The organism is Filimonas effusa, from assembly GCF_004118675.1.
Lineage (GTDB): Bacteria > Bacteroidota > Bacteroidia > Chitinophagales > Chitinophagaceae > Filimonas > Filimonas effusa.
Genome location: NZ_SDHZ01000001.1, coordinates 2,215,508 through 2,233,029 on the forward strand (window position 1 = coordinate 2,215,508; position 17,522 = coordinate 2,233,029).

Below are 17,522 nucleotides of genomic sequence, written 5' to 3' on the forward strand. Positions count from 1 at the left end.
CCGGGATTGTATTTTGAACGTCCCTCTATCCCTCTCCCTTCTAAATTATATATATTCGCCATAGAATAGTATGATAAATCAGCAAAGGGTGATCCCCAACCAGGAACTTTTATACTTTTAAAGCAAGGCAGTAAGGTTGCTTTCGCGGAAATCTACGAACGCTGCTGGACCAGGCAGTTTCTCCATGCGCGTAAATTGCTCAGGGACAATAAGGTGGCAAGGGGACGTCATCCAGGAGGTCTTTACCCAACCGCCGCAGCGACGAAAAATCGGTTTTGCTTAAACCTGGCGGCCGGGCTGCAATGAACCTGATGTGTTTAATTCTCTATTTTATTAACATATAATCAAGCAGGAACATGAAGAAATTTTGCCATACATATCTCTGATCCACTCAAGCCCGCCTGAACAGATTCCGGAAGCACGGCTAACAATCCCGGAAAATTTGTAGCAGGTATCGAAAAGGACTTGCAAGCACATAATTCTTAATCCGAAACCAGTAACTCTAATGAATTCTTACAATCTCATCAGGAAGCGCTTTGCTTTCTGTTGCCCAAAACTATTGCAGACGGCCAACAGTCTCTTCACTGGCTGGCGGCCTGAATTACAAAGAAAAATAATTATACGGCCGGAATTAATGATCGCGCTTTTAATGACCGGTTTCATGCAGGTAAGCGCCGGGGCATTCGCCCAGCGCATCACCCTGCACGAAAACAATGCTACGCTTGAAAACGTGCTGAGAGAAATAGGAAAACAAAGCGGGTTCAATTTCATTTACGATTCCAGGATCCTGGAACAGGCACGGCCGGTTAACGTCACTTTGGATAAGGTAAACCTGCCCGAAGCGCTGAATACGGTCCTGAGCGGATCGGGCTTCAGCTTCCAGATAAAGGGGAAGCTCATTATAGTCATATCCAGGAAAGAGATGCTCCCCAAAAACGTAGCCAAAGCGCCACAGCTTCCGGCCGATATCCGCGGGAAAGTAACCAACGCGCTGGGTATGCCGCTGATTGGCGCTGTCGTGAAGAAGAAGGACGCCAAAGGCAGTGTAGCGACCAATGCAAAGGGTGAATTCTTACTTTCGGACGTAAGCAAGGGCGATATCCTGGTGATCTCTCATATCGGCTTTGAAAGCCGGGAAATCACCGTAAATGGTTCTGCCCGGCTGAACATTTCCTTGTTACAAGGCTCAAAAGATCTTAGAGAAGTAGTTATAACCGGGCTTGGCATCAAAAGGGAAAAGAGGGCGCTGGGCTATGCCGTCAGCTCTGTTTCACCGGCAGCCTTAGCTGATCTTGGCTCACCGGTGAATGCACTGACCGCCCTGTACGGCCAGGTGCCGGGATTAAGGATCAATGCAACGGCAATGGGTCCCTCGGGAGGTATCAATGTCAACATCCGGAACGCGGTATCCTTTTCGGAAAACTCAAATGTGCGGCCGCTGTTTGTAATTGACGGTATTCCTATGCTCGACTGGCAAACCGATATTAACCGCAATCCGGGGAATGGCCTCAATGACCTTAACCTGGATGATATCGGATCCATTGAAGTATTACGCGGGGCAAAAGCATCACTGCTGTACGGCTCGCAGGGAGCTAACGGCGTCATCCTTATCACCTCCAAAAGCGGCAGAAAAAGGCCAGGCTACGGAATAGACGTTAACCTGAGCAGGCAAACGGATGAGCCGTGGGTTCAGCAGGAATTCCAGAATGAATTTGGCGCAGGCATGCCTGCCGATATAAGAACGTATAATGCGGATAAGGAAGGGTTCTACGTAAGAAATGGCCAGCAAGCTTATACAGCATCCACCAATTATAATTTCGGTCCGAAGTTCGACGGACGTAGTTTACTCTGGTATGATAATGAAATCCGCCCCTATGTAGCCCAACCCAACAATGTGAAAGAGCTGTTCAGAACAGGTTCTACCAGCAAAGCCAATATCTCTTTATCGGGGGGCGGAAGCATCGGCAGCTTCCGTGTGGCCTATACGCACGAAGATTATAAAGGCATCTTTGAAGGTTTTAAAATAAAAAATGATAAAATAGCCTTCAACGGAAATATGGAGATTACCGACAGGGTACGCCTCCAACTAACAGGCAGCTATTCCCGCTCTTTCAATCATAACGCTCCTGCACCGGTCCCCCAGATATCATCCAATGGTATTCCAAGAACATTGGATACCAGATTGCTTAGAAACCAAATAGTCGACCCTACCACTGCTTATTTATACTGGCGGACGGAAAATCGCAACACGCAGATGAACCCGGGCACTTACCTGATGAACTTGTCTGAAAATTATTTCTTCAGCCAATGGCGGGACACATATGAAACCAAAAGAGACCATTTTCTAAATGCTCTAAATCTTAACGTTAAGCTAGGCAGGCATCTTAACCTCGACGGAACCGGCGGTTTCGACTGGATACTTAACAATGGCAATACGAACGTGGTGCTAAGACAACCTCTTTCTGTCAATCCCTCAGGCGGATTGAATTCGCTAAGCAGTTCCAGCACGGTGCGCTGGAATCTGCAGGCGATGCTCCGTTATGAAAATACTCTTATAAATTCCGATTTCCGTTTTTCCGGATTTATAGGCGGCGTACACCAGTCGGCATCACAACGGTCGATAACAAGAAGCACAAGCGGCGGCTTCATCACCCGTGATTGGCCATCGCTCGAAAACTCCAAAAATGCCGTTAAAACCAGTACCTCCGATCTTGGACAGGACCGGTTGTACGCACTTTTTGCATCCGCTCAGCTGAGTTACAAGGATTATCTTTTTATTGATTTCCAGGCACGCAACGACTGGTCGTCTGTGCTTCCATCGAAAAATAACGCTTATTTCTATCCGGGTACAAGTGTTTCATGGGTATTCTCAAAAAGCATGGTGAAACCGGCCTGGCTATCGCTCGGAAAATTAAGGGTCTCCTGGGCAGACGTAGGACGCCCAGGCTCAAGATATTTCGCCAACGAGATATACAGCATCGCGGCTTACGGCAATGCAATTACCTATAGCTCCCCGGATTTAATACCTCCTCTTAATTTGAAACCCGAACGCAAGAGAGAGTTTGAACTCGGGTTTGATACGAAGTACTTTAATGATCGTCTTGGTCTGGAGTTCAGCTTCTTCTCTGCGAACACTTATAACCAGATCATGGCCCTTAACATCCCTTCTTCTTCCGGTTATTCGAGTGTAGGAATTAACGCGGGCCGGATCGCTACCATAGGCTATGAATTTGTATTAAAGGGTGCTCCCCTGCAATCAAAAGATCTTACATGGGAACTGGCATTGAACGGAAGCGCTTCCACACCTAAAGTAAAGGAATTGGCCAAAGGTATTACTACGCAGAACCTATGGGGCGGCCAGGGGGCCAGAATAGTTGCTATTGCAGGACTGCCATACGGTGAAATTAATGTTTACCCGTTCGCTACAGATGCTCAGGGAAACAGGATGGTCAATTCTTATGGAACTTATTATCAGGACAAATCGCGTGAGATAACTGCAGGAAAGATCACCCCCGACTTCATCGGTGGATTAAACTCAATCATTTCATATAAAGGTTTTAAGCTTGGAGCCAACTTCGATGCGTCATTCGGCAGCAGTATGCTTTCTCTGACTAACATGGCGATGATTGGCAATGGCTCGGGAAAGAATACGCTTGCAGGAAGGAATGAAGCGCTCGGGGGATTACCGTATTATATCAACAGGTCAAGTCAAAACATCGCACTTACCAGTCACGATGCAGCAGTACCCGATGACTCTAAATATCCGGTCATTTTTCATGACGGCGTAATACTTCCGGGAGTTAAACAGGATGGAAGCGTGAATAACCAGGTAATTTCGGCGGGCTATAAATATTCTTATTATTATCAGACGCAACCGGAACTAACCAAAGACATCATTTATAAAAATAATTATATAAAATTAAGGAATATTACTTTCTCGTATGCTATTCCTAAAAGGGTCGCCTCAAAAATGAAGTTCGAAAGACTCCTTCTGACCGCCTTCGCCAATAATATTGGTTTCTTACACAAAACGATGCCGAATGTCGACCCGGAGTCGTTCAACGGAACCAATGTTTATTATGAAAATAACGCCTTCCCTTCCACCCGAAGCTATGGCATAAGCATCCACGCAACATTTTAAAACTATGAGAACTAACGCAATGACACAATATAGAACATTAAGCAAGATCCTGCTGGCCGGTTCTTTATTATTGACCTCGTGCAGCAAAGGATTAGAAGATGATTTTATCGACCCCAACGGATTTACCAATCCTACGATCGAAGGCTTTTACGCTGAAGCCCAGCAGGCGCAAGGAACATTCAGGTATAGTTACTCAGATATGTCCAGTGCCTTCAATACGCTTGGTCCAATGCTTGGTACAAGCGGATATTCAAACGATGGGGTAACCAACATGTATTCCTGGACCTTCGACCCATTCGAAAACTCGTTTAGCCGCCTGAGATCTATTGCCGAAATGCAAAGGAGGTACGATGCGTTGGCTGAAAGTGAAAAAGCAGGGTATAAGGCTTATATGATGACTGCGGATGTCATAAAGGCTTATATCTTTTACCAGTTGACGGATGTATTTAACCAGGTACCTTATTTTGAAGCATTAAAAGGTAAAAGCGATCAGTTTTTCCCGAAATACGATACCCAGCAGGATATCTACCATGATATTCTTTCAAGGTTAAAAGCCATTTCACAGGAGCTGAATGGTTTCACACTCGGAAATAGTGCGCCGGAGCTCTATTTTTCAACCAACGATATCCTTTTCAAAGCCGACTTCGGTAAGTGGCGGATCTTTGTAAACAGTCTCCGGCTTCGGCTCGCTATCCACCTGACTAACGTAGAGCCGGAACTGGCTAAATCTACGATCCGGGAGGTCCTGGCCGAAGACATTTATGCAAAAGACCGGGCAAGCAGTATCCTGCTCATTGATCAACAGCAGGATATGGCAGAACAAACACTGATATTCAAGGCAATAATAGATCAGCGCCTTTACCTGATCGCGCCCGAGAACATGCTGAAGGTAATGAGGAGACCAGGACAGCCGGAAGATCCCCGTATCAAGGTGATCTTCCAGCCCGACAAATATGGTGCTTACAGCGGTATCCGTACAGAAGGACCTTATCAACAATCGTATGCCGATTCAATCGATACGAAAGTAGTATTAAGTACTTATCCTTCATTTTATAACAGAACTACGTTTGAGCAAAACTTTGGCATGCCTTACCAGATCCTGACGTCGTCCGAAGTTCATCTTATCCTTGCAGAAGCCGCTGTCCGCTGGCCTGCTCTTGGCCTGAATGCCGGCGATGAGTATACAATGGCTATTAAACAATCCATTGACCTCTATTATGAGATCAACGCGTTAAATACCCGGAACTTCGCCAGTAAAATAGCTGCATCTCAGCCCGCAAAACCAACACAGACGCAGATCGACGCTTTTGCGGAAGCGAAACGGAATGAATTTCTTGCTGCCGGCGAAGCGGAGAAAAAGGGATTGATCTATGACCAGAAATATGTACACTTTAATATCCTGAAGCCTTATGAGCTATGGACGGAAACCAGGAGGCTTTATAAGGAGCTGGGCAGCCGGGTAATGAAGAAGCCTTCGAACACACGCTTTATGGAAAGAAGGCCTTATCCGGTCAGTGAATCCGACAATAACTATGATAATTTTGCAAAAGTAGTGAACGAGAATAATTATACCAGTCCGGTGTGGTTCACGGGAAGGTAAACGATATTAGTTTCCAAATAAACACAGGGTACAGCGGAGGCGGTGCTTCACCTGTACCCTGTGCTGTTACTACTGTAAGTACCCTTTTTTAACAACTCAACACCACAGTTATTTCACGAGTTGCTCCAACAGGTCTTCCAATGCCTTGCCATGTATATCTCTGGCGATGATAACACCTGAGGGGTCGAGCAGATAAGTGGTAGGCACACCCGTAATCTGGTAAACTGTGGCCGCCAGGTTCTCCCGTTGCAGGTCGCATAACTGCAGCCATGCCAGCTGATCATCCTTTACAGCTTTCAGCCAGGCATCGCGCCGGGTATCAACCGATACTCCCAGAAAGATAAGGTTTCTGCCACTATACTTATCATATAGTTTAACAAGCGCTTTATTCGCGGCACGGCATGGCTTACACCAGGAAGCCCAGAAGTCAAGCAACACGTATTGCCCCCTGAGAGAGGACAGGCTAACTTGCCTGCCGGTGCTATCAGGCTGTTTAAAGTCCGGAGCCACCATGCCCTGCAACAACTTCCGCTTCAACTGCAACGACTGATATAGTTCCTGTCCTTTTTTACCCGACTGCAGGTTTTTGTCCAAACCTTTGAACAATACCAGCAAAGAATCAAAGGCAGGTAATGTTTCTGCATCATTACTGATAGCCCTGATAGCGGTCAGGCTCACCAGCGAAGCAGGATGTTGCCGGGCAAAGTTGCTGTTTATTATTGCCGCTTCCTGTTCAAGAGCTTCATGCGATAATGCTTTTAACCTAAGCTGCATGAACTGTTCCTGGTATTTAACGAACGCTTCGTTAAGCCTGGAACCCTTTATCAGTGCATGCTTCACAGAGTCTGCACTGTTAATGATCACAGTACCGGTGTCAATATAAAACATCAACTCATCATAGGGCCATTGAATGGGTTTTCCGTTTGTAGAAAGAAACAGCGACGCCATTACAGGTTCATCTATCGTACCGCTGAACTGAAATACACCGCGCTTCAAGATAACTGAATCGTGATGAGATGCCTTATGAGAAGAGTAGCGCAGATACATTTTGGCAGGGGCGTCCAGCGAGCCAATCCTGCCTTTGATTATAAACTTGTTGCGTTGCCCTATACCTGTAGCCGAAAGCAACAGCAGGCAGCAAGCTATTATAAATCGCATACATTCTTTTTTAAATGATAGTACATTAATAGTCTTTGTTTTGCCCCAGCCTTGGGTTAACAGCTATCTCCGATATGGGAAGCGGAAGTATAGTATCGTTGGCAGTCCATTTGCCACCCTTTGCAGCGGTGATGCCCGTGGGCCCTTCCATCAATGCATTCAGGGTGCCGGTCCGTTTTAAATCGAACCAGCGATGGCCCCACTCCGTAAATAACTCCACCCTTCTTTCCCGTTGAATAGCACTAAGAACAGCTACTTTATCTGTTGGCCCGTTATAGTTACCCAAGGAAGCCCTGCGGCGGATAGCATTAAGGTCGTTCAGCGCATCGGGATTATCCTGCTGCGCGCGTGCCTCGGCCCTTATCAGGTATTGTTCAGCAAGCCGGAACACCATAAAATATTCCGTCACAGGCGAACTTCTTACACTGTTTTTATATTTGGATGCATACCAATAAGTGGTAGTGCCTGTGGTGTAACTGCCTACCCAATCGGTTTTGCGGGCGTCACCTGCTTCAAAAGCATTGAACAACCAGTCCGTCATACTATTATTATTGGAAATACCAGGCGTTGTTTTAAGCGTATAATAAAACCCATCCATAGTATTGGTAAAAACCGGGCTGGCACTGGCCAGCTGCCATATAGCTTCCTGACTGTTCTTAAGAAATACTCCGTTCAATGGCGTCAAACCATACCGCGTGTCACCTATCAGTTCAGAAGCCTGTAATTCGGCATTCTTCCAATCTTTCAGATACAGGTATACCCTTGCCAGCAGCGCAGTAGCAGTAGCTTTATTAGGCCTTATTTTTTCAGAAGTAGGCAAATTGGCAGCATCCAGGTATTCCGTTGTAAGCAGTTTCTTTGCTTCTGTAAGATCTTCCACGATAAACTTATATACCTCCTGTTGCGGGCTACGCGACAAGGTGTTATTAATTCTATAGTCGGTAGAAGTTACAATTGGAATGGTACCATACAGGTTTAACGCGTAAAAGTTGATAAACGCGCGCATGAACCTGGCTTCCCCTTTCAGCTGCTGTTGTACGGAGGGTTTCAGGGAACCGGAATTTTCCACACCTTCCAGCGTGGAGTTGGCGATGTAAATGAATTTGAAAAAATTCTCCCAGAAATAAGTTCCGGGGTTTGATGACAATTCGTTTTTATAGAATTGGGTAGAAGCTACTCCAATAAAATAATTATGCAGCTCGTCGGCAGCAGTGGCCATAAACTTACCAATGCTCCAGGTTCCATCCGAAATATTGGCGGGGGAATGCATGGTATTGTATAGCCCGGTCATCACCGCTATTGCGGTTTTATTATCCGAAAACACGGCAGATCCCACCAGGCTGTTGGTAGGCACCGGCACTTCAACAGCCTGCCTGCAGGCCGAAAAGCCAATGCAGGAAAGCATCATAAGGGAAACAGTTTTTTTATATCTGATATAGGAAAATAAGCGCATAAACAGCTGTTTAAAAGGTGAATTGAAGGCCAAGGGTAAACACTTTCAAAGGAGGCAATACCAGGTAATTCCGGTTTTCAGGGTCATAGCCCTTGTAACCGGTGATAGTAAGCAGGTTCTGCCCCTGGAAATAAATCCTTGCAGTTTCCAGCTGCAGTTTGCTGATCCAGCGCTCCGGCAAACTGTAAGAGAGTGATACGTTTTTCAATCTGATATACGAGGCATCGCCGTACTGAAAATCACTCATTACTGCATTATTCAGTGAATTAATAGTGCTGTAATCCTGGTTGTATCGTTGAAACCTGGCAACATCACCGGCTTTCTGCCAGCGGTCAAGCACATACACGGGCTGGTTGGCGCTGAATGTACCCGGCACGCCTTCCACATCTTCGTAGTAATAGTTCATTCCCTTTTGTTTTACAAATTGTAACAGGAAGTCGAGCCGGATATTACCATAGCTGATATTGTTTTGCAGGCCCCCATAGAATCGCGGACCAAAATCAAGCAGGCTGATGTCATCCTGCAATGGAACAGGGTCGGTAGTAGGTTTACCATCCTTACCCATAAACTGGAACAAGCCTGTAACCGGGTCTACACCTGCATACTGAAAGGCTTTGGTAGCAGTAAGCGGCTGCCCGATGATCAATCTTTCACTGTAGCTGGATGCTTCGAAATTGGGGAAAGACACCAGTTTGTTACGTGGAAAAGTAATGTTAAAAGAAGAAGTCCACCGGAATGCCGATGTACGCAGGTTAACGGAATGGAACGTAAACTCCAGTCCCCTGTTTTCTACCACTGCCGGCAGGTTTTGTGAGATAAAGGGAAACCCTGTTACCACCGATAACGGCGATTGCACCAGTTGATTTCCGGAGCGGTTGCTATACCAGCTTGCCGAAAAGTTAAGACGATCGTTCAGGAAACCCAGCTCTACTGCTGCTTCCAGCTTCTTATTCTGTTCCCAGGCCAATACCGGGTTAAGAATACTCACAGGAAGTAATCCCTGCGATCCGCCATAAGTATTGGAAGTAGAGTTATAGCGATCCAGGAAACTGTAATCGGCCACCTGGTCGTTACCGGAAGTTCCATAGCTGGCGCGTAATTTACCAAAGCTCAGGAAAGGCAGTTGCTGCTGCACCCAGTTCTCGGAAGAAAATACCCAGGCAGCACCAGCCGCATAAAAGTTGGCGAATTGTTTACCGGGGCCAAACCGGCTGCTGCCATCGCGACGGGCGGTGAGGTTTACGATATACTTATCTGCGTAGTTATAATTAAGCCTGCCAAAACCGGCATTGTACTTATAAAATATATCGGTAACGCTCTCAACTGTAAGTATAGAAGCCGCCTGCATATTTTCCAGTAACAGATCGGAGCTAAATCCTCTGGCCGCAAGGCGTGTGCCTTCGTTATGACTTTGCTGAAAGCTTAAACCCGCCAGCGCCGATAGTTTTCCTTTACCTATAGATACCTTGTAGTCCAGCTGAGGTTCTGCAATCCACGATCTTGTATCTGAATTATTAAACGTACTGGAACCGGAAGTTTCTGCACGCAACGGATCAATTGTTGAGAACGGGATAAGCCTGCGCTGATCCATGTTTATATTGGTATACCCAAGGCTGGTTTTAAAATCCAGGCCTTTCATGATGTTGTAAGTAACCATCAGGTTTCCCAGCAGGTTGGTGGTCCTGCCCTTGTAAGGCTGCATCAGAAAGGCATAGGGATTGCCCTTTAACCAGGTACCATTCGCCCAGTTAAGGGTACCATCATCATTAAATGCCTTTGGCGCATTAGGAGCAAAGTACGACATCACCGACATGGGGTCGGTAACCGGCAGGGTGCTATTCTCGTTTACATAAGAAGCTGAGAAATTGAATTTCAGCCGCTGATTTTTAGAACCACCGGAGAGACTTACGTGCATGGATGCTTTTTGCAGGGCATTTTCGCCGGGATACACAGTAGTTTCGCGGTGATAGCCACCTCCTATCTTATACTGTATCTGGTCCGAGCCACCGGACACAGCCGTTTGTGCATCGGTATATTTTGCCGTATTGCCAATCAGTTCGTCCTGCCAGTTGGTATAACGGTTAGGATCCCAGGAACTTCCCCCCAGCACGTCCACATCAAAAGCAGGATCAGCTTCCACTCCGTCGTTTTTTAATGCTTCTTTCCGCATAGCCAGGTATTGCGCTGTATTCAGGTATTTCACCTGCCTTGTTACTTTGGCTATTCCCTGATAAAAATTTACATCCACTTTTGCCTTCCCGGCCTTGCCTTTTTTAGTGGTAATAAGCACTACTCCATTAGCGCCCCTGCTACCGTAAATAGCAGTGGCATCGGCATCTTTCAGTACTTCAATACTGGCGATATCATTCGGATTGATAAGATTCAGCGGATTACCTCCGGCAGGATTCAGATTGGCGCTATTTTGTAACTCAGGCGCTATGGAAAACGGAACACCATCAATTACATACAGCGGATCGTTGCCATTGGCAATACTGTTGATACCTCTGATCTGTACCTGAAAGGCACTTCCCGGCGCTCCCGAGCTCTGGGCTATGAACATACCCGGCACAAGGCCACTTAAAGCTGCAAGCGGATTAGAAACGGGCTGACGGGCAATGTCATCGCCCGATACTTTAGATACGTTACCTGTACTCGTTTTTTTGGTATCTGTGTAATAACCCTTATTGATAATTACCTCAGCAAGTTGTAAGGTTGCAGGAAATAAAACAATAACAAAGCCATCTGTGCCGGCGGTAACAGCTTGCCCCTTTTGCCAGCCGGCAGCCAATGCATCATCATTGACGTTTGCCTCCCCGGAAGATACCACAACAGCATTTGCCGCCGACGCCATCTTTATTTGCAGGGTGCTGTAGCCTACAAAACTTACAGCTAATACATGGCCTGTTTCGGCATTAAGCACAAAACCTCCATCTGCACCGGAAGAAACAGTTTTTTTTGTGGTAAGGTTCATCACAGTAGCTCCTGCCAATGGTTTGCCCGAAGCATCACGCACCACACCACGTACCGGAGCGGGCGCCCAATAAGCAATACCGTCAGCCTTCAGCGTTCTTTCTTCCGGAACACCGGGTGCAATATTTACTGTTTTGCTTTCAATGGCATATTGCAAAGGCTGATCTCTGAATATCATCTTCAGGAACTCAGCAACAGGCATATCTGACGCATTTACATTTACCCGCTTCGACTTTTTTAATGCACCGGTAGGATAAAGGAAAAAGTAACCTGTTTGCTTCTTCACTTCTTTAAAAACATTTTCCAGATGCATATCCTTACCGTGCAGGGTAACAGTTTGTGAATGCCCGGCAGCACTCACCTGCAAACATGCCATCAGAATAAAAAAAGCAGTCAACTTCATTGCCATTAGCAGTTTTCTCCCGCTGCCGCTATAGCCCTTAACAGAACCGGCCTGCAACAGTGTTTGTGTAATAGAATGGGTACCCCCACGGGTTGCCCATCCGCAAAAAGCAGTTTTTGTCATACTTTCGCTATGTGTTTTGGTTAATTAAATAAATAGTCTTTCCCGGACTTTCTTTTTTAATACCCAAACATTTGCCGGAGAGTGGTGCAAACACTTTCCGGTTTTTTGTTTAAGCAGTCATTTATTCTAATGGTTGTTTACTTTGCCGACACTGTCAATACCCTGTTCTCCAAGGTTGTTTTTAACCCGTACTGATGCAAAAAACGCCGGATACCTGATAAGCTCACACCTCTGTCCATATCCCCGGTAAGTGACATATTACCGGCATCAGCTTCAAACAAAACTTTTATATCGTACCATCTTTCTATTTGCCTGGCCACCTGCCGCAAGCTCATATTATCGAAACTGAAATAGCCGTTTTTCCAGGCCAGCACTTTATCAATATCCACAGCCCGCCTGACTACAACCTGGAGGCCGGACTGAACTGCCTGTTCGCCGGCTTTGAGAATAACTGCAGAAGCAGCTTTTTCCGTACCTGCCTTAACACTACCTGTAACCAGTGTTGTTACTATGTTGTTGTCATCGTTATAGGCATTGATATTGAAACTGGTACCCAGCACCTGCACTATGGATCTCCCGTCGATATCCACCATAAATGGCATTGACTTATGCGGCGCTACTTCCATATACACTTCTCCGCTCACCTTTATTTTACGGTCGCTTCCCGCAAATAAGGAAGGATAAGTAATCGCGCTGCCGGCATTTAACCACACGGTACTGCCATCAGGCAATACTACTGTAAACTGTCTGCCCGCGGGTGTGGAAAGCGTGTTAAGGTCAGCAGCTCCGGCACTACCGCCACTGAATGCATTATAGACCAGCTTATGATTGTTTAAATGAATAACAGCGCCGTTTTGCTGCGCTATTTGCCCGTTGCCCAGGCTATCCAGCACTATTTTCCGCCCGTCCGACAGCGTAAGGATAGCCCCTGTACCACCAGGCAGCACGTCACCCACAGTGGCTGACAAAGTTCCGCCACCCGGCTTTTTTACCATCAATAACCAGGCAGCAGCAATAGCAATACAAACAGCCGCCGCTACAGTCACCCACCACCTGAAACGCCTGAATGGCAACACCCTGCCTTTATGATTACCAAACAGCTGGCCCGACAGGCGTTCCCATCCCGCCTGCTGACTGGCATCGTAATTATCCCAGCTGTAAACAGATTGCTGCAAAAAAACAGGGTCTTCCAGCAAACGGAGCGCCTCCCTGTTGTTACCGGAAGCCTGCAGCCATTGCTGTAATTGCTTATCCTGTTGGGCGGTTAAAACCTCCCCATTCAGGTATAAATGAATAATATCTTCAATAGTATCAGGCATATTTCTGTCATTAGCGCCGTTTCACGGACGTTGCATGAATAGAAAGACATGAAAAAACGGTTTGTGACAAAAAAAGGGAGTTTTTTTAATCCTGCCAGGGCATACGCTGCCGGAGAAGAAGGTATAAGAGTGCCAGATGCCCTATTTTCCCCTGTATCACCCTGTTGCGAAGCATTTCCAAAGCCCTCTCTTTTCGCTTCCGCAGGTTATCCTCGGTAATATTCAGTGCCGCTGCCGCTTCTTTTACGCTTAATTCCTGCATAAACAGCAAGCGCACCACTTCACGGTATCTGGGGTTCAACTGTTCTATTTCCCGGTAAATCCGGCCTGTCATTTCGGCTATGAGCATCCGGCTTTCAGCAAAATCATCATCCATATCCGATACTCGTCTGGTTTCACGGGCATGCTGTTCGCGGGTAAGTAGCTGTGTATTATGCCGGTAACAGGCATGCCGCACGGCAGTGTATAAAAAAGATTTCACCGCTGCCAGTGCCGTAAACCCACGGCGGCGCTCCCAGTATTGGGTAAAGGCAACCATTACAATATCTTCGGCAGGTTGCCGCTCGTGGATTAAGCTTTCGGCATAAAACAATAAAGATCTGAATAAGGCATCGTACAGCAAACGCATAGCCCCTTCATCGCCATCAGCAATGCGCAGCAACGTAGCATCATCGATATGTACCGGAGCAGGGATCAAGAATATCAGTTGGTTCTGGAATTTAACTGCAAGTTAATTATACAAAAATAAAGTACAGTGGATATATGAGATCAACGGCGCTATTGCTGCGGGCAATGCCGTTGGCCATGCTATATATAAACAGAAAAAAGGTGCCTTTACAGACACCTTTTGACAAACGGCGAACCCGGCATTCACAGAACAACGGCCTTAATAAAACCAATGGCTATTTTACCATTTCTGCTCTTTGCTGGTACTGTTTTGCTTCGTAACTAAATGCCTTGGCAGATAATTCAAAGTATTCCTTTACCGCTTTTTTCTGAGCTTCATTTAAACGCGGGATTTTTGACGATAAAACGCTCTCAAGGATTACCTTATAGGCTTCGGAAGGCGACAACTTTCCAATATACCTTTTGTAGTAGTCTATCATACCATCCATGTCTTTGTTAACCACATATAAAGCTATTCGGAAAATATGTGTTTGGGCTTCATCCAGGGGCAGATTGAGCAAGGCCATCGTATAAGCAATCATTTCCACCTCCTGAGGAGTATAGTGTACATTATAGCGATCACCAACTTCATTGGCTATGCAATACATATGGCCTCTAACCATGTCATACAGCATACGATTCACCACCCCTGCACCTATTGCTCTATCGATCCGGGGTTTTTCCAGCATGATCTTTTTAAAGAGGGTATCACCGAACCTGATGGTAGAAAACACTATTCTCAGATATTCTTCGTTAAACCTATAGGCATCGCTAAGGCTATCGAAAAGAACATTAAAAACCTTTGAAGGATCCATAGACCGGTCGATCAACGCTTTCATATAAGGCAAGCCTGTAGCCATGCTCTTCTCGGTTTCAAATGCGTTTTTTAAATTTTTCAAAGAGTTCTCCTCTTGTAAGGCCGCCTGGAGTTTCTTCAAAAAATCATCTACTGTTTTTGCACCGCCTACTACCCTATTTACTTCTTCTCCCTTAGCGTTAAGAATCAGAAATGTAGGATACGCAGTTATCGCATATTTCTTCGAAACCTCTGTACCCTCTCCTTTCTTTTCCATGTCCAGTTTAATAGACACAAAGCGTGGGTTCATAAAGTCGCCACAGCTTTTTTCAGGAAATATCGTACGCGCCATTTCCGCACAGGGCACACACCAGGAAGTATAACAATCTACAAAAACCAATTTTTGATTTTTCTGATCAGCCCCTATTTTAGTGAGCGCTTCAGCTAAAGATATGTGCTGGAAGTCAACACCCTTATCCTGCGAGAATCCATTCGTAACAAATACAATACATAGCAATAAGGAAACAAGAACCATCTTCATAACGAATCACGTTTGTTGAGCTATTAAATTTTAGATTCAATCATCGATTTCAGAGCAGGTGTAGATGGCCTTGGAGCGTCGAAGGAAACTGTTTTACCAGCTTTATCGAACACCATAAACTGAGGTATCTGAGTTACCTTATAGTCTGTGATGATAGTACCCTGACTATTGGTAAATAACTGTACACCTGATAATTTTTTATTGCGAACCCAGTCGGCCCATTTTTGCTTGTCGGTATCTATGGAAAGGCTGATAAAAACAACGTCTTTACCTTCGAATGCTTTTTCCAGTTCTTCCAGGGCAGGTTGTTCTTTAATGCAGGGAGGGCACCAGGTAGCCCATACGTCTACTACCACTACTTTACCCAGGTAGTCGGACAGGTTGCGGATTTTTCCGTCGATATCGGTATAACTGAAATCAACCCATGAGCCGCCCGGTTTTCTCATATTTACAAGCTTTTTAAAGCTTTCCATTTTGGCATGCTGCGCCGGGGTAAGCAAATACTTATCGAATGCTCCGAAATCCTTCGAGTTGCCGGCGGTGCCATTCTCCAGTTGCTTCATAATCACGTTTGCTCTTAACTCCGGAGAAGTCATATCGGGAATAAGATAATCGGTAGCCATACCTATTTTACCGTTATAAAGCATATACTTTGCGAATCCGAAGTTTACCATATACTGGTATCCAAAAGGTAAAGACCAGATGTTTTTATCTGCAAATTTCTCTGAGGCAAAGGCTGCTTGCAGATATTTAGGAAACTCCTGCCGGCCGCCGACTTCATAGCCTACTGTAAAGGGTCCTACTACTTCATAGGTGAAAGAGTAAGGAAGCATATATTTCATTTCCTGGTCAAAGCGTTTGTTCCCCGTATTGATTTTTTTAACAAACTCCTGAACAGGTTTCGCCAGGCTATCCACTGTTTTTGCATATTGTTCGCTAGGCACGTCAGACGGATTTTTCAGAAAAGTGATGCTTCTCACTGGCCATATCATTTTCTGCCATTCAGCAAAGACGGTATTCTCCTTACTGAGTGTACCGGAGTAAACGATCACTCCGTCCTTCGCCTCAATCTCCACTACTTCGCCCTTATGTAAGTATACAGGGTAAAATTCATTGCCGGCGGCAACATACCGGAGCGAATCTAATCCGGTAGCACCAATATTCATTGAAAAAGAATGGTCTTTGGAACTAATCACAGCAGCGCCTACTGTTATCATTTCTCCATTAAATGGCTTCAGAAGATATACCGTATTGGCGTATACCTGACTATTTAATTTTTTAGTAAATTTTCCTTTCAGTATGCTCCCCTGCGCCATTACCATGGTACCCATAGCTAACATACCAACCAAAAAGAATGTTTTTTTCATGTTTGTGTTTTAAAATAAAAGAGTTAGACAATAATTGCCGGTCTTATATTAAATCGTTTGTTATTGCACTTTGTAACCAATATTTTCAAGTATTTGTGTTATAATTCCATATTTCTTCATGATACTTGTATAAGAACCATACGTACGTTGAAAATCGGCCTTGGAATTGGAGAAAGCGGCCTCAAGGAACATACTCACATCCATCCAGGTGGTATAGGGAGTATAACTGGAATTACGCGGATCAGATCCGAGGAAACCAAGCGCGTTAAAACTTGGTGTTACACCTGCCGGCAAGCCATTGATATTATACGAAAATGTCCAGCTTCCCAGGTTATACGTATCTATTATGGTAGAGTATTTTCTTGACTCATTGTAAAAACTGGTCAGCAGGGCGCTGTATTTGTCATTAAGCACTGCATTGGTAAAAATAGCCCGCAGGATAGCAGCTTTATAACTGCGAAAGACCGTTGCGCTCATACCAGGTATAGTAGAAACCTTTCCTATCAACACCGTATTAAATCCTTTAAAGGCATATTGCCCGAATGCGTAACTGCTCAGGTTTTCGACAAGCAAAATACTAGGCACATAAACCCCTTTAGGCAACACCGGTATAATATTATTTTTCAGGAAATCGATGGCTGCCGGTACATCACTCTTTGCACAATAGGTAAAGGAGTTGACCATTGGCGGCGCCCCTACCTGGATACCACCCAGGGAATAATTGAATGACAGCTTTTCATAATGGGTATAAGTGTTTCCAAACACATCTACCCGCTGCTGTGAACCAATGGTATCATTAAAGTACAGTGGGATACCTGTTTCCTTGAAAAACAGGTAACTGCTATGCGTGGCAGGATCGGCCGGATTGTCGTTTACCACCAGCCAGTTCTGGTCGTAGTCAGGGAATTGAGTTACCTCTTCTTTACGGCAGGATACTGCACCAACGAAAGCAAGCAGGATTAGTATGTTTAATTTCAATTTCATG

General features: G+C 45.5%; 10 protein-coding genes. 2 read left to right on the forward strand and 8 right to left on the reverse strand.

Annotated features, from left to right (window positions below; all coding sequences use genetic code 11):
* Window positions 1-634: 634 nt before the first annotated feature.
* Together ESB13_RS08215 and ESB13_RS08220 are read left to right on the forward strand one after the other, a co-directional pair.
* Window positions 635-4,141 (forward strand): SusC/RagA family TonB-linked outer membrane protein, encoded by a 3,507-nt coding sequence (locus ESB13_RS08215; RefSeq protein WP_164974133.1) that lies wholly within the window; start codon window positions 635-637, stop codon window positions 4,139-4,141.
* Between the two features lie 4 nt (window positions 4,142-4,145).
* Complete coding sequence (locus ESB13_RS08220) at window positions 4,146-5,741, forward strand: SusD/RagB family nutrient-binding outer membrane lipoprotein (RefSeq protein WP_129002517.1); 1,596 nt, start codon at window positions 4,146-4,148, stop codon at window positions 5,739-5,741.
* 108 nt (window positions 5,742-5,849) lie between these two features.
* On the opposite strand, the gene ESB13_RS08225 is transcribed toward ESB13_RS08220, so the two are convergent.
* The 8 genes from ESB13_RS08225 to ESB13_RS08260 all read right to left on the reverse strand — a co-directional run bounded on the left by ESB13_RS08225 (window position 5,850) and on the right by ESB13_RS08260 (window position 17,521).
* A complete protein-coding gene (locus ESB13_RS08225) occupies window positions 5,850-6,899 on the reverse strand; it encodes a TlpA disulfide reductase family protein (protein ID WP_129002518.1) in 1,050 nt (349 codons plus the stop codon).
* A gap of 25 nt (window positions 6,900-6,924) precedes the next feature.
* Entirely contained in the window at window positions 6,925-8,352 is a 1,428-nt protein-coding gene (locus ESB13_RS08230; protein WP_129002519.1) for a RagB/SusD family nutrient uptake outer membrane protein, read from the reverse strand.
* A gap of 10 nt (window positions 8,353-8,362) precedes the next feature.
* Complete coding sequence (locus ESB13_RS08235; RefSeq protein ID WP_129002520.1) at window positions 8,363-11,848, reverse strand: SusC/RagA family TonB-linked outer membrane protein; 3,486 nt, start codon at window positions 11,846-11,848, stop codon at window positions 8,363-8,365.
* Window positions 11,849-11,985: 137 nt separating this feature from the next.
* Entirely contained in the window at window positions 11,986-13,167 is a 1,182-nt protein-coding gene (locus ESB13_RS08240; RefSeq protein WP_129002521.1) for a FecR family protein, read from the reverse strand.
* A gap of 85 nt (window positions 13,168-13,252) precedes the next feature.
* Window positions 13,253-13,864, reverse strand: coding sequence for an RNA polymerase sigma factor (locus ESB13_RS08245; RefSeq protein WP_129002522.1), 612 nt, complete (start codon window positions 13,862-13,864; stop codon window positions 13,253-13,255).
* A 205-nt stretch (window positions 13,865-14,069) separates the two neighbouring features.
* Window positions 14,070-15,170: a thioredoxin family protein gene (locus ESB13_RS08250; protein ID WP_129002523.1), complete on the reverse strand. Its 1,101-nt coding sequence runs from the start codon at window positions 15,168-15,170 to the stop codon at window positions 14,070-14,072.
* Between the two features lie 23 nt (window positions 15,171-15,193).
* A complete protein-coding gene (locus ESB13_RS08255; protein WP_129002524.1) occupies window positions 15,194-16,537 on the reverse strand; it encodes a TlpA family protein disulfide reductase in 1,344 nt (447 codons plus the stop codon).
* Between the two features lie 60 nt (window positions 16,538-16,597).
* The gene (locus ESB13_RS08260; protein WP_129002525.1) at window positions 16,598-17,521 is read right to left on the reverse strand and encodes a hypothetical protein; all 924 of its coding nucleotides are present in this window, start codon (window positions 17,519-17,521) and stop codon (window positions 16,598-16,600) included.
* Between the last annotated feature and the right edge of the window lies 1 nt (window position 17,522).

What these genes read in the sequence shown, in the direction of transcription:
- ESB13_RS08250 (WP_129002523.1), bottom strand. Translation starts at nt 15,170, where the DNA reads ATGAAGATGGTTCTTGTTTCCTTATTGCTATGTATTGTATTTGTTACG.
- ESB13_RS08230 (WP_129002519.1), bottom strand. Translation starts at nt 8,352, where the DNA reads ATGCGCTTATTTTCCTATATCAGATATAAAAAAACTGTTTCCCTTATG.
- ESB13_RS08260 (WP_129002525.1), bottom strand. Translation starts at nt 17,521, where the DNA reads ATGAAATTGAAATTAAACATACTAATCCTGCTTGCTTTCGTTGGTGCA.
- ESB13_RS08235 (WP_129002520.1), bottom strand. Translation starts at nt 11,848, where the DNA reads ATGACAAAAACTGCTTTTTGCGGATGGGCAACCCGTGGGGGTACCCAT.
- ESB13_RS08255 (WP_129002524.1), bottom strand. Translation starts at nt 16,537, where the DNA reads ATGAAAAAAACATTCTTTTTGGTTGGTATGTTAGCTATGGGTACCATG.
- ESB13_RS08215 (WP_164974133.1), top strand. Translation starts at nt 635, where the DNA reads ATGATCGCGCTTTTAATGACCGGTTTCATGCAGGTAAGCGCCGGGGCA.
- ESB13_RS08220 (WP_129002517.1), top strand. Translation starts at nt 4,146, where the DNA reads ATGAGAACTAACGCAATGACACAATATAGAACATTAAGCAAGATCCTG.
- ESB13_RS08225 (WP_129002518.1), bottom strand. Translation starts at nt 6,899, where the DNA reads ATGCGATTTATAATAGCTTGCTGCCTGCTGTTGCTTTCGGCTACAGGT.
- ESB13_RS08240 (WP_129002521.1), bottom strand. Translation starts at nt 13,167, where the DNA reads ATGCCTGATACTATTGAAGATATTATTCATTTATACCTGAATGGGGAG.